Below are 13153 nucleotides of genomic sequence, written 5' to 3'. Positions count from 1 at the left end.
TGAAAATTACACATTACAAATTACCAATTCAAAATTACTTATCAGGAGAATTGATGTATGATGAAAAATTGTATAAAAGCCGCACTTTGTGTGGCGGTGTTTTTAGGGGGCATGGCAGCTTCCGTTCTGTTTGCTCAAGAGGTGAATGAGGAACCTGCAGAACAAAAAGACGTTCTTCATTGGTCGGTGGGGCTTTCTGCGGAAGGGAATATGAACGTACCGAAAGGCTATGCCTTGGGCGCAGGTCTTTACGGGCTTGTTGTATTGCCTGATTGGGTAAAGACCGGCAGGTTTTCAGCCGGTGCAAAGCTCTTGTATTCGACGGGATTTAAAAGATACGGACTTCTTGATACGGCTCTTTTATTCCGCTGGAATTTTTATGATTTTGCAAAGTTTAAAAAGCCGGACTCAGGCTTTTTTGTGCAGGCGGAAGGAGGCGTTTCCTTAGGGTGGAACGGAAAGGCCGCAAAACCCTTTATCTTCGGTTTGGGAGAAGGAACATTCGGTTACCGTTTTGCAATAAAAAACTTTTTTATCGAACCCTATATAAGAGGCGGCTACCCCGTAATCTGGGCTGCCGGAATGAGCGGAGGATTTAGAATATGAAAAAGCATAAAGGTAAGATTTTAGTTTTATTTTTGGCGGTACTTTTGGTATCGGTTATGTCTTGTGAAAACCCGTTTTTAAAGAAGATGCTGGTTGAAGAGGAAAAGGGGAACACCGTACCCGAAAAGCCTCAGGAACCGGAAAATCCTGCTGTTCCTGTTCCCAAGCACACCGTAAGCTTTAGCGTAGAAGGCGCCGGCGGCACACTCAAAGCAAGGGCGGACGGCATAGCGGAAACGGATGTAAGCCCCATAACCGTCGAACAGGGCAAAACCGTAACCTTTACGGCCGAACCTGCTGCAGGCTATGTAGTAAAAGAGTGGAAAGTAGACGGCGCCGTTGTTACAGACAACACGTCAAACACCTATACCCACACCGTAACGGCAGCGGTCAACATAAAGGTGAGCTTTGAAACCCTTCCGCCCGGAAAAGTCGAACTTACCTTAAGCCCCGATAAGCTCGACATCAAAGTTAGGGTAAGAACCGCTGACGGTACCCCCGTTACAGTTGAAGGCTGCGAAGAAACAACGCTTGCAAGCAGCAACAGCACGTACACAGAGCTGCACGCACAAGGTATTGTCGTTATCCTTAAAGGCAAAATCACCGAACTGATCCGTTATCATAAAAGTGCAGACCTAAAAACCCGAAAAATAAAGGAAGGGAAAATATGGTCAAGTACAGTAAAGAATTTAAAGAACAGGCACTGCTATTGTCGGAAGAGATAGGAGTGAAAAAGGCAGCCGAGCAGCTGGGAATCAGTTATCACACGATTGCAGACTGGAGAAAAGTGAGAAGCCGAAAGGCGAAGGAAGAAAGAATCGCATCGGACAAAAGTCCGTTGAACGAGCGGGAACTTGAGATGCAGCGGGAAATACAGGAGCTGAAAAAAGCGAATGAAATCCTCAAGGACGCTCTCGGTTTTTTCGTCGTAGACCGGAAGAAGTAAGCACGCAAGGGTTATTCAGCTACATTTTGGAAAACGCAAAGGAAAAAATGTGGTCAATTGTGAAGATGTGCAGTACCCTAAAGGTGAGCGAGACGGGCTTTTACAAGTGGAAACGGAACCGTAACAAAATAAAAAGCTGGCAACTTCTTCTGGTCGAAATACACAAGATTCTTTCAGAGGATCCTGAAAACGATAACTACGGGATAGAAAGGATACGATTGGCACTTGAGCAGCGAGGTATAAAAGTTTCTCGCTCGACTGTAATAAGAGCGATGAGGAAGGGAAACCTGCTGCATAAGAGCAGAAGAAGTCCCGATGGGCTTACCAAAGCCGACAGAAAGGCGCAACGGCCTGAAAATCTTCTGAAAGGAGACTTTAGTTCAGATGCGCCTAACAAGAAATGGCTGACCGACATAACGCAGGTTCCGTGCAAAGACGGAAAACTGTATATTGCACCGATAATGGACTGCTTTGCAGGAGAGATAATCACAGTTGCAATGGACGATAACATGAAAAAAGAGCTTTGTATAAGAGCTCTAAAGGAGGCATACGAATTAAGAAAGCCGGATGATGGGCTCATACATCACAGTGACGCAGGCTCTCAATACACGAGCGAGGCATATAAAAGCGAATTGGCTCGCCGTCATGCAATTCAAAGCATGAGCGGTGTGGGAAAGTGTTATGATAATGCGAGGATGGAATCCTTTTTTGCGACGCTGAAGAAGGAGAAACTATACCGCATAGATACAACAAAATTAAAAAGGGAAGAAGTAAAGAAAATCGTCTGGAGGTTTATTGTCTACTACAACCGACGAAGGATTACCACAATGAATCTGCAAGGTTATCCTCCTATGATTTATCGGGAACTGTTTGAAGCCGGCTTATTAAAACCGGCAGCTTAAACTACAACTTTAGGGGATTTAGGGTCTGCACTATTATTGACTTTTTCAAACTGTATTGCGACAACAATCAACTTACCGCCCTCGACGTACAGGGTCTAACCGCTTTGCAAAGTCTGTCCTGCGGCGGCAATCAGCTGACCGAACTTAACGTGTCGGGCTGCACCGCTTTGCAATGGCTGTACTGCCGTAACAATCAGCTTACCGCCCTTGACGTACAAGGCTTAACGTCTTTGCAAATGCTGTACTGCCCCGGCAATCAGCTTAATGCCCAAGCATTTATAAAAATCTTTACCGATTTACCGCAGCGTGATGCAGGGGACAATGCAAAGTGCTGTCTTTACATCGAAGGACCGGGTGTTACCGAGGGCAACTGTACGGATTTTACCACTCCGTCTGAAGTACAAGCCGCTTTCCAAAACGCAAAAGACGTAAAGAACTGGAGGATGTGTAAAGTGAATACGAGCTTGCAAGAGGAGGAGATTTAGGGGGATTGGTAATTGGTAATGGGTAATTGGTAATTTCAGTACGATAGGGGAGGCAGAACCCTCTGCTCGAGGCTCTCGTATCGTCCTATTCGAGCCTCTCGTATCGCTCGGATCGAAGGTTTCGTACGGGCGGAACAGGGGGCAGTTACATTAAAGAAACCGCCAAGGCCGCAAAGCATTGAACTTCGCTCAACTTCGCAAAGAGGAAAATTAAATATCTTAACAAAGCTCCCCTAAAATTCCTTTGCGCTCCTAGCGTCCCTTGCGGTTAAATTAAAAAACCGCTCTTTTAAAATCCTTTAACCTGTGGTATAATGTACAACGAATGAGATATTATCAGGCGGCTCTCGATATTTCATTTTTGGATAAAGGCCTTCACTACAAAACCTTAAACGACAGCTATATTATTTTCGTGTGTTTGTTTGACGCAATAGGAAAAGGCAAACCGCTTTACACATTTGAAAACGTCTGTCTTGAAGACAGGCAAACACTCTTACAAGATGGGGCAAAAAAAGTTATAATCAATGCACAAGCATTCAGCAAAGCCGAAGACAAAGAACTAAAAGGTTTTTTGGAATATATTAAAACAGGTGCGGCAAATACCGAATACACAGGGAGGATAGAAACGATGATAGAGGCAGTAAAACATAACGAACAGGTACGCAGGGAATACCGCATAATGTCGGCATTTGAAATGGACGCTCGGGAAGAGGGAGTACAACAAGGTATACAACAAGGTATACAACAAGGTATACAACAAGGTATCCGGCAAGGCTTTGCAGACGGTTCGTACCGAAAAGCCTTAGAGGATGCAGGCAATTTAAAACAGCTTGGTGTTTCAATTGATATTATCGCTAAAGCGACCGGTCTCAGTAAAGAAGAGGTGGAAGCGATTAATTAATTGGTAATTGTCGGCTTAGGATAGACACCTTATCTGCATACAGATAGGGTGTCTTCTCGTATTCGTATTTGCAAGATAATCATCCTCATCGTGCAGTTTACTTTTTTAGGCCTTTATGATAAAATCCTGAATCAAGTGCCTGCGGATAAATCCGCAAATGAGTTAAACCTTATTTACTTTTATGGAGCGTTTTATGAGTAAAAAAGACAAGCCTAAAAAAATCTTGTATGCAGTCGATTATAAGCCGAAAAGAAAAAGTCCCTTTCTTTTGGAATTTGCCAACCATCTAAACCGGACAAAACCCGGATCCAAAAGGTCAATTACCTACGATGACCCCGAATACTATGTTATGGAAAACATCGTTACCGACGAAATGGCAAAGGTCGGTATGTTTTTAAAAATCAGAACACCTCTAAGTGCTCAAGATATATCTCCCCTATGCGGAAAAACCGTGGAGGAAACCGAGAAGATTCTTTGGGATTTGGCCTATGTAGGCTGCTGTATTACCAATACCATTGACGGAGTAAATAAGTACTGGACCGAAATATGGGTTCCCGGCATTATGGAAATGATAAACAACAACAAGGAGCTTACCGAAAAGCATCCCGAAATAACCATAGCCTTCGATGCCTACGGAAAAAAGAAAGGAGAAATAGCTCCCGGTATCCTGCCCATGGGTGTTTCCCCGATGAGGGTTATTCCCATCGAAAGTGCAATCGAAAGCGATACCCATCATGCAAGCTATGAAGAAATTTCTCATTACCTAAATCAGCACACGATTTTCAGCGTTTCGGATTGTTCTTGCCGAACGGTACGCGAAAAGATGGGAGAAGGCTGCGGCCATCTAAAAGAAGATATGTGTATCCAGATGGGACATGCCGCCGAGTATTATATAAAGACCGGAAGAGCGAGGCAGATTACGCGTGAAGAAGCCTTTGAAATTATAAAAAGAGCTGAAGAAAACGGGCTCATGCACGATATTCCTAACCTTGACGGAGAAGGTAAAACTCATGCCATCTGTAACTGCTGCGGATGCGGCTGTCTTGCTATCCGAAATGCAATTATGTACAGAAACACGGATTTTTCCCGCTCAAATTATATCTCCGTAATTGACGAAGAAAAATGTGTAGCCTGCGGCGAATGTGTAGAAAACTGCCCTTCAAATGCCCTAAGACTGGGACAAAAAATCTGCTCTTCAAAACCGATCCCCGAAGAAAAAACCGTAAAAACTCCCAGAGACCACCGATGGGGGCCTGAAGACTGGAATCCCGATTACCGCACAAACAGACAGGTTGTAGTAAAGACAGGAACCAGCCCCTGTAAGGCAAACTGCCCTGCCCATATAGGAGTTCAAGGTTATATCAAACTTGCAGCTCAGGGAAAATACAGAGAAGCCTTGGAGCTTATAAAACTTGAGAACCCCTTTCCGGCAGTCTGCGGTCATGTATGTCCCCGTTATTGCGAACAAGGTTGCTCAAGGCTGGGGCTTGATGAAGCCGTTGCCGTTGACGATATAAAAAAATTTATAGCAGAGCAGGATCTTAATTCCGAGCACCGCTATGTGCCTAAAAAGAAAAGAGATTATCACGATAAAAAAATCGCCATTATAGGAGGAGGCCCCGCAGGTCTTTCCTGTGCCTATTATCTTGCAATAGATAATTACGATGTAACCGTCTTCGAAAAAGAAAAATCCTTGGGCGGAATGTTAAAATTCGGTATTCCTTCATTTAGGCTCGAAAAAAATGTTCTTGATTCCGAAATAGATGTTTTAAAAGAACTGGGCGTAAACTTTAAAACCGGAGTCGAGGTAGGAAAAGATGTAAGCTTAGATGAACTTAGAGCTCAGGGCTTTAAGGCCTTTTACCTTGCAATCGGTGCTCAAAAGGGAAGGCTTTTGGGCATTGAAGGCGAAGATGCGGCAGGCGTAATTACCGGTGTGGACTTTTTAAGGGAAGAAAACTTAAACGAAACCAAAAGCCTTTCAGGCAAGGTAATCGTTATCGGGGGCGGAAATGTCGCCGTTGATGTAGCTCGAATGGCAGTCCGTGCAGGCGGCGAAGAAGTTTCCATGTTCTGTCTCGAAAAAAGAGAAGAAATGCCGGCCCTTCCGGAAGAAATCCATGAAGCCGAAGAAGAAGGTATAAAAATTACAAACTCATGGGGGCCAAAACGCATTCTTGTTAAGGACGGAAAAGTGAGCGGAGTTGAATTTAAAAAATGCGTTTCCGTTTTTGATAAGGATGGAAGGTTCAGCCCAAGCTATGACGAAAACGATACTATGACTGTAGAATGTAGTTTCGTTATAACCTCTGTAGGTCAGGCCATCGATTTAGGTTCTATCTTAGAAGGTTCCGCTTGCGAGATAAACAGAAATCAAACCGTAAAGGCTGACCCCGTTACCTACCAAAGTGCTCAAAAAGATATCTTCGTAGGAGGCGATGTATTGACAGGCCCTAAATTTGCCATAGATGCCATCGCCCAAGGAAAAGAAGGGGCTATCTCGATTCACCGCTTTGTACATCCGGGTCAAAGTCTGGTTATGGGCCGAACAAGGCGGGATTATAAACCCCTTGACCGTGAAAATTTGGAACTTGCAGGCTTTGACAGGCTGCCTCGCCAAAGAGCGGAAGCCCCTTCCTGCGAAGAAGGAAAAAAGACATTTAGGGATTTACGCAAAACATTAACCGAAGAACAGGTAAAGGCTGAAACCGAACGCTGCTTAAAATGCGGAGCCGTAAAGGTTGACGAATACATGTGCATAGGCTGCGGAATGTGTACGACTCGCTGCCGTTTCGGGGCTATCAGCTTAAAGCGTGTTTATGATGCGCACCCAAGCACCCTCGAAAAGCTTAAGGGTGTTGTTATAAGAAACATAGTAAAGAGGGAAGGTAAGATTTTGTTTAACAAGATTTTTAAGCCCTCTCCCAAGCACAAATAGAAAACCGGATTTAAGTTTATGCACGAATTAAGTTTGGTCATGGAAGTTGTGCGCCGGGTTGATGCAATCGCTAAGTCCAATAATGTCAGCGAGGTCGATACAATAGTTTTGCAAATCGGCGAAATTGCAACCGTTGTTCCCCATTTTGTTCAAGCCTGCTATCCTGCTGCCATAGACGGAACATGGATGGCAGACACAAAGCTTAAAATCGAAATGGTAAAGGCTTCAGTCCGCTGCAATAATTGTAACAAAGTTTTTGACCCGATAGAATATCACGGCGTATGCCCGTCCTGTTCTTGTGATGAACATGAGATTCTTACAGGCCGGGAATTCGTAATAAAAGAAATTGTCTGTTATTAAATTTTTATTTTTCAAAAGGAAATTATGATGAAAGATTTTAAGATTATCGAAATTAAAGAAGGCGTTTACGAAACAAATAATGCTCATGCAGAAAAGCTGCGTGAAAAGTTAAAAGAAGAAAAAAAGTTTCTTTTAAATTTGATGTCGTCTCCCGGTTCGGGAAAGACGACCTTATTAAAAGCAAGCATCGAGGCTCTAAAAAAAGATTTTAGAATCGGGGTTATGGAAGCCGACATTGATTCGGCCGTAGATGCCGAAACCATTTCACAAACAGGAGCAAAGGTAATTCAGCTCCATACGGGCGGAATGTGTCACTTGGATGCCGATATGACGGAACAAGGTTTGGATGCTCTCGGTATTGCCGACCTTGATCTTATCTTCCTCGAAAATGTCGGTAACTTAATTTGCCCTGCAGAATTCGATACGGGAGCCTTAAAAAATGTGATGATTTTAAGTGTTCCCGAAGGAGACGATAAACCCTTAAAGTATCCTCCGATGTTTCAAGTTTGCGATGTTCTTTTAATCACAAAAATAGATGCATCAAGTTTTTTTAATTTTAGTCTTGAAAAATGTACCGAATATGTAAAAAAGCTCAATCCTAATATAAAGATTTTCCCCGTTTCCGCCTTAAAAGGGGACGGAATGGAAGCTTGGATTGAATGGCTGCGTTCTGCCGTAAAAGAGCTTTGAGTTTATCATAAGCATTTTCTTTTGAAACTTTTTGCGTTTATTGTACTTTATATCTATAGTTACCGATAGGAGATACGATAAACAGCTCGGCAGGAATTCTGCTTCGCTGTTTATCGGTATAGGAGAAATGAAAATGAAATATATTAAAACCATTATGCTTGTGTTGATTGCCGGTCTTGCTTTGACGGCATGTGCTCCAAAAGCCGATGTCTTTGTTCAGGCATCGGGAGATGTTGTCGTAACCTTGGATATTCAAACAGGGAAAACAATAGATGCCCTCCTCGAAAATGCGGCTCAGTTTACCGAAGAAGAAAAGGCTAAAAGCCCTTCTATCTTTAATACCGAAGAAATAAAGCAGCAGCTTGAATCTAAGGGAATCAAAGTTTTAAACATGACTACCAATTCGATAGCGGGCATAAATGCAAAAATAAAAATTATGAATAAGGACATGGATAGAGAAACATCCTTTGTAAAAACCGATATGAAGGCAGGTCTTTTGTCCTTGAGTATAGGCCCCGACAATATAAAAGAATTTGTAAACTTGCTTTCCGAGGATGACCGTGAATATATAGAACTTTTAATGGCTCCGGCCATAACGGGAGAACCTATAGGAACTGCGGAATATGAAGAGCTTATTAAGGCTGCTTATGGGGAAAGATTAGCCTCCGATCTAAAAAAATCGAAGTTTCATGTTTCTATTACCTGCCCTAAAAAAATTAAAAGCATCAAGATTACTCCTTTCGGCCATTCTTCTAAAGACGGAAATAAGGGAACCGTGGATATTCCCCTTTCCGAATTGCTTTGTGTAAGAGATCCCATCTTCGTCGAAGTTAAATTCTAAGTCAAGGTTAAATTCTAAATTTTTTGGAGGAGTTTATGTATTTCGATTATTATTATTTGGTTTTGGTTGTTCCGACCTTGCTGTTATCCTTGTATGCCCAATTTAAGGTAAAGTCTGCCTTTTCAAAATATTCCCAAGTGCAGACCATGAGGAAGATATCGGGTAAGGAAGCTGCCGCTCTTCTGCTTAGATCAAATTCCATTTCTGATGTAAGCATCCAAAGAATCGGGGGGAGTTTAAGCGACCACTATGATCCCTCTCACAAGGTTTTACGCTTGTCTGATCCGGTATACGATAAGACCTCGATAGCAGCCGTAGGAGTTGCCGCCCACGAAACCGGCCACGCCATTCAGGATAAGGAAAAATATGCCCCCTTGGTCTTACGCAGTACCTTGGTTCCGGTTGCAAATATAGGTTCAAGTGCAGGCCCTTATTTAGCTCTTGCAGGTATTATCTTTAGAATGAATTTACTCCTCAACATAGGCATTATCCTTTTTGCCTGTGCAGTTTTATTCTATCTTGTAACCCTTCCTGTTGAAATCGACGCTTCAAGGCGTGCTCTAAAAGTCTTGGAACACAATGCCGTTTTAAGCCAAGAAGAACTTAAGGGTGCAAAAAAAGTTTTGTCGGCTGCAGCCCTAACATACGTGGCCTCAGCCCTTACAGCTATGGCAAACTTATTGCGCTTAATTTTAATTTCACGGGATAGAAGATAAGCTTAATTCTTTTGAATAAGAGAAAAATAGATGGGCCCTGCTCCCTCCGCCTTATCGGGAAGAAAACGGAATCCGTATCTTGTCTTTTCAGGGGAAATGGGGCCAAGGCTATCGAGCTTGTCTTCAAGCCTTACTCTTTCTTTATACTTTTTTATGAGCTTTTCGATTAAAAAATCGTTTTCTTCATCGGCGAGGGCACAGGTCGAATAAACTAAAAACCCCTTAGGTTTAAGGAGCAAAAAGGCCGCAGATAAAAGAGCCCACTGTCTTTGGCTTAAATTTTTTATGCGGGCTTCTGTCCACTGTTTAAGGTATTTTTCGTTTTGGAGCACATGCCTCTCGGAAGAGCAGGGGGCATCCAGTAAAATTCTATCATAAAGTTCTTGGCCATAGCGGGGCATTCGGGAAGCATCATAGGAAGAAACCCTTATCCGTTTTCGGTTCTCTTCGCTTAAATGTTCATCAAGAACTCTTATAAGCCTGTTCCGCCTATCGGCAGAAAGTTCGTTTGCCTGTATTTCGGCATTTTCTTTAATCCTGCTTAAAAGGACTAAGGTTTTCCCTCCGGGGGCGGCACACATGTCGAGGCAGCTCCCTTCTTCAAGGACGGGCATAGCTCTTGCCGCCTGAATGCTTGCATAATCCAAATAGTAGTTTTGTGTGAGGTTTTCGCTGTAGGCTTCCGGTTTTCTTTCTTCTAAAAGGGCGGCTTTTAAGCCCTGCCATCTTTCCCCAAAAATCGAAAGATAATAGCTTTCAAAGCCTTGAGCTCCGCTTAATTTTTGCTTTTTCATAGCCGCTTATTCTAAGAAGGTTTTCCGATAAATCAATCTATAGATCAACCTAGTTCAAACTCAGGATGCTTTGCGTAAAAGTCTTCAGGGATAATATCCATTAAGATTATGTCGTGCATTTTACGGTTACGGATTAGAGCTCCTCTCCTTGCGCCTACTTTTTTAAAGCCAACCTTTTCGTAAGCCTTAATAGCTCTTTCATTATAAGAATATACATTTAAGATGATGTTGTGTAAGTTTAGTTTTTGATAGGCATAGTTTATGAGAAGGCACATAGCCTCGGTACCATAACCCTTTGACCAGTAGGCCTTGTTACCTATAAAGATGCCGAGTTCAGCCGTTCTATTTATATGATTGATACTCATAAGCCCCATATTTCCTATAAGCTCATCGGTCTCGGAATCTACTATTGCGTAATTATGTTCTTTTGAAATCCTATCGATTATAATGCGCTCGGCTTCAAGGCTTATATTCGAAGAAGCAAAGTTAAGATATTCGGACACTTCCTGATCGTTTGCCCAGACAGCATATTTTTCCGCATCTTCAATCCTCATTGGGGCAAGATAACATTTTTTTCCGATAAGCTTTTTGATGTACATAATTTCTCCAATTTGTTGAAGGGAACCTCTAAAAACCTCAGTTTTTAGAGGTTTACCTTAGATTTCACTTGCGATGTTTTTTGTAAGTCATTGATATATAAGGACTTACAAAAAACTCGTCGGGCATCTCTAAAAATCTAACAAAGTTTTTAGAGATGCCCTGAATTATATTTGAAAAATCGAGCGTGGTCAAGAGCTTGTTTGATGCTCATTATTATGTTATACCGTTCTTACTTTGTCTTATTTTATTCCGGAATTTTTAAAATGTTTTCCTAATATTTTGGAGCCTATAAGAACTCCTGCAAAGCCCAAGACAAATGTCGAAATTAGGATGATGACTCCGAGGTATCCTGCGCTTGCTGCAATGCTTTGTTCCACCTGAGCTTCATTCATCTGCATTCTTTCAAAGCAGAATTTTTTATAATGCTCTACAAAGAAGAGGACCGGAATAACGCCTCCTGAAGCACTTCCCAAGCATATAAAGCCGCTTGCAATGGCTATCGTATACTTGTTCTTATACTTTGAGGTATTGGCTGCTATGTCGCCCAGCAAGGCTCCGATAAACATACCTATCAGCCATGGAAGATATCCCATTCCCAAAATCAAAACAATCATAATGAGCAAGAGCTGGCTGATCGTAAAGACACCGAATTTGGGAACCTTGATAGCCAGAAACAAATAAATTGTTCCGACGACAAGCCCGGTGATAGCAGGCGAAAAGGCATGTAAAAAGGGATTTATTGCCGCAGTAACAAACCCTATGACCATAAAAACCGCAATATAAACTACGGTCATTATTCCGATAAAAACAAAATCCTTTGTTTTAAATTTGTTTGACTTTTCCATAAAGTCCTCCATAATTTATAAATATGTGGAAAAAATACTTTCCAGTTTTTTATCGTTTTTTTCAAGCCTCGAATCTAAGGCTATTTTTTTATCCTTTAAAAGAATTAGCCTGTTACATATCTTCGAGATAAATTCAAAATCATGGGTTATTATAAGCACTGCCGAAGTCTCGGCTATCTCTTCGATAAGTTCTCCCACCCTGACCATGTTTCCGTAATCCAAGCCGCTTGTCGGTTCATCGAGAATTGTAAGCGGGCAGCCTCTAACATAGGTGGCCGCTATTATAAGCCTTTGTTTTTGTCCCATCGAAAGAGAAAAGGGATGCTCATCTTTATAATCGTAAAGGTTAAGCTTCTTTAAGGCTTTTTCTATTTTTTCGTTTACGTTTTCAAGTTTTTTGTTTCCTATCAAAAGCTCGGAAAAAACATCGGCACCGAAAAGCTGATATTCAACATCTTGAAGAACAAAATTTGTGCGGCTCACTCTTTCCTTTTCGCTTAAAATTTTTTCTCCGAATTTAATGCTTCCGGCAGATTGGCGGTAAATACCCGATATGATTTTTGCGAGAGTTGTTTTTCCCGCTCCGTTTTTTCCGGTAAGAGCGGCAATGTCGTTTTTGTAAAGGTCTAAATTAACCGAGTTTAAAATTTCGGTTCCGTCTTTAAACGAAAACGAAATATCCGAAAGGCTGCATATTTTTTCGGCTTCCGTATCGGAGTTAAATTTATTATGTACAGGGCCGATGGGTTCCGCTTCATTTTCATTTGTAAAAAGATGTAAACTTCTTAAACCTTTAGAATTTAACTCCGTATTTGTAAGGGCTAAAAATTCATCTCGGCTATATTCGTTTTGTATACTTCCTTCATTTATATAGATAACTCTGTCAAAAAGATCTTTTAGATAATGAAGGCGGTGCTCCGCTATGATTACGGTAAAACCTCTTTGTTTTAAAATTTTTAAAATATCTGCCAGGATAAGGATAGAGTTAAAATCCAGATTGGACGAGGGTTCATCAAGGACTATAATCTTAGGTCTCAAGGTTAAAATCGAGGCAATAGCTATTTTTTGTTTTTGCCCGTTCGAGAGGCTCTCAAGTTTTTCGGTTAAAAGATTTTCGATATGTAAAATGGAACAAACTTCGGCAATCCTTTCTATAATTTCATCGCGGGAAATTCCGTAGTTTTCGCAAGGAAAACTGAGTTCCGAAATGACGTCATCTGTAAAAAACTGACTCTTGGGAGACTGAAAAACCGAGCCTATATCTTTTGAAATTTCATCTATGCTGAAATTCGAAATATCTTTTTCATTGATAAAAACGGAACCTGAAAATTCTCCTTCGTAAAACCGAGGAATAAGGCCGTTGATGCATTTTGTCAGTGTAGATTTTCCGCAGCCGCTTATGCCGGTAACAAGTAAGAATTCTCCCTTTTTGATATTAAGAGAAGTCTTTTTTAAATTTGCTCTTCCGTCTTTTGAGGATTCATATATAAAAGAAACATCTTTTAATTCTACTGCCGTATTCATTTTAT

General features: G+C 41.7%; 14 protein-coding genes and 1 pseudogene. 11 read left to right on the top strand and 4 right to left on the bottom strand.

Going from position 1 to position 13153, the window contains the following annotated elements; genetic code table 11:
• Positions 1-57: 57 nt before the first annotated feature.
• The 11 genes and pseudogenes from E4N80_RS07390 to E4N80_RS07340 all read left to right on the top strand — a co-directional run bounded on the left by E4N80_RS07390 (position 58) and on the right by E4N80_RS07340 (position 9385).
• Positions 58-606, top strand: coding sequence for a hypothetical protein (locus tag E4N80_RS07390; RefSeq protein WP_002675616.1), 549 nt, complete (start codon positions 58-60; stop codon positions 604-606).
• Positions 607-692: 86 nt separating this feature from the next.
• A complete protein-coding gene (locus E4N80_RS07385) occupies positions 693-1331 on the top strand; it encodes an InlB B-repeat-containing protein (RefSeq protein ID WP_436411320.1) in 639 nt (212 codons plus the stop codon).
• Positions 1274-1552 carry a transposase gene (locus E4N80_RS07380; protein WP_253698525.1) on the top strand — a complete coding sequence of 93 codons (279 nt, stop codon included), beginning with the start codon at positions 1274-1276 and terminating at the stop codon, positions 1550-1552. Before E4N80_RS07385 ends, E4N80_RS07380 begins: the two co-directional genes overlap by 58 nt.
• Before the next feature lie 47 nt (positions 1553-1599).
• Entirely contained in the window at positions 1600-2454 is an 855-nt protein-coding gene (locus tag E4N80_RS07375; RefSeq protein WP_253698524.1) for an IS3 family transposase, read from the top strand.
• 104 nt (positions 2455-2558) lie between these two features.
• Positions 2559-2939, top strand: coding sequence for a hypothetical protein (locus tag E4N80_RS07370; RefSeq protein WP_253698523.1), 381 nt, complete (start codon positions 2559-2561; stop codon positions 2937-2939).
• 319 nt (positions 2940-3258) lie between these two features.
• A pseudogene (locus tag E4N80_RS07365) lies at positions 3259-3840 on the top strand (Rpn family recombination-promoting nuclease/putative transposase); the annotation flags it as partial.
• Positions 3841-4033: 193 nt separating this feature from the next.
• The gene (locus E4N80_RS07360) at positions 4034-6778 is read left to right on the top strand and encodes an FAD-dependent oxidoreductase (RefSeq protein WP_253698522.1); all 2745 of its coding nucleotides are present in this window, start codon (positions 4034-4036) and stop codon (positions 6776-6778) included.
• 18 nt (positions 6779-6796) lie between these two features.
• The gene (locus E4N80_RS07355) at positions 6797-7138 is read left to right on the top strand and encodes a hydrogenase maturation nickel metallochaperone HypA/HybF (protein WP_010695607.1); all 342 of its coding nucleotides are present in this window, start codon (positions 6797-6799) and stop codon (positions 7136-7138) included.
• A 27-nt stretch (positions 7139-7165) separates the two neighbouring features.
• Positions 7166-7828, top strand: coding sequence for a hydrogenase nickel incorporation protein HypB (gene hypB / locus E4N80_RS07350; protein ID WP_253698521.1), 663 nt, complete (start codon positions 7166-7168; stop codon positions 7826-7828).
• Positions 7829-7961: 133 nt separating this feature from the next.
• Positions 7962-8669 (top strand): hypothetical protein, encoded by a 708-nt coding sequence (locus E4N80_RS07345; RefSeq protein ID WP_253698520.1) that lies wholly within the window; start codon positions 7962-7964, stop codon positions 8667-8669.
• A 35-nt stretch (positions 8670-8704) separates the two neighbouring features.
• Positions 8705-9385, top strand: coding sequence for a zinc metallopeptidase (locus E4N80_RS07340; protein ID WP_253698519.1), 681 nt, complete (start codon positions 8705-8707; stop codon positions 9383-9385).
• A gap of 2 nt (positions 9386-9387) precedes the next feature.
• Here the strand turns inward: E4N80_RS07340 and E4N80_RS07335 are convergent, their stop codons facing one another.
• The 4 genes from E4N80_RS07335 to E4N80_RS07320 all read right to left on the bottom strand — a co-directional run bounded on the left by E4N80_RS07335 (position 9388) and on the right by E4N80_RS07320 (position 13148).
• Positions 9388-10179 carry a class I SAM-dependent methyltransferase gene (locus E4N80_RS07335; RefSeq protein ID WP_253698518.1) on the bottom strand — a complete coding sequence of 264 codons (792 nt, stop codon included), beginning with the start codon at positions 10177-10179 and terminating at the stop codon, positions 9388-9390.
• Between the two features lie 44 nt (positions 10180-10223).
• Entirely contained in the window at positions 10224-10778 is a 555-nt protein-coding gene (locus E4N80_RS07330; RefSeq protein WP_253698516.1) for a GNAT family N-acetyltransferase, read from the bottom strand.
• A gap of 240 nt (positions 10779-11018) precedes the next feature.
• A complete protein-coding gene (locus tag E4N80_RS07325) occupies positions 11019-11624 on the bottom strand; it encodes an MptD family putative ECF transporter S component (protein ID WP_253698515.1) in 606 nt (201 codons plus the stop codon).
• Between the two features lie 15 nt (positions 11625-11639).
• The gene (locus E4N80_RS07320) at positions 11640-13148 is read right to left on the bottom strand and encodes an ABC transporter ATP-binding protein (RefSeq protein ID WP_253698513.1); all 1509 of its coding nucleotides are present in this window, start codon (positions 13146-13148) and stop codon (positions 11640-11642) included.
• Positions 13149-13153: the final 5 nt, after the last annotated feature.

Origin of the sequence: Treponema denticola (genome assembly GCF_024181605.1) — a bacterium.
In the GTDB taxonomy this organism is placed as follows: domain Bacteria; phylum Spirochaetota; class Spirochaetia; order Treponematales; family Treponemataceae; genus Treponema_B; species Treponema_B denticola_B.
The sequence above is the reverse complement of the archived record's forward strand: the minus strand, read 5'-3'. Positions and strand labels throughout refer to the sequence as shown.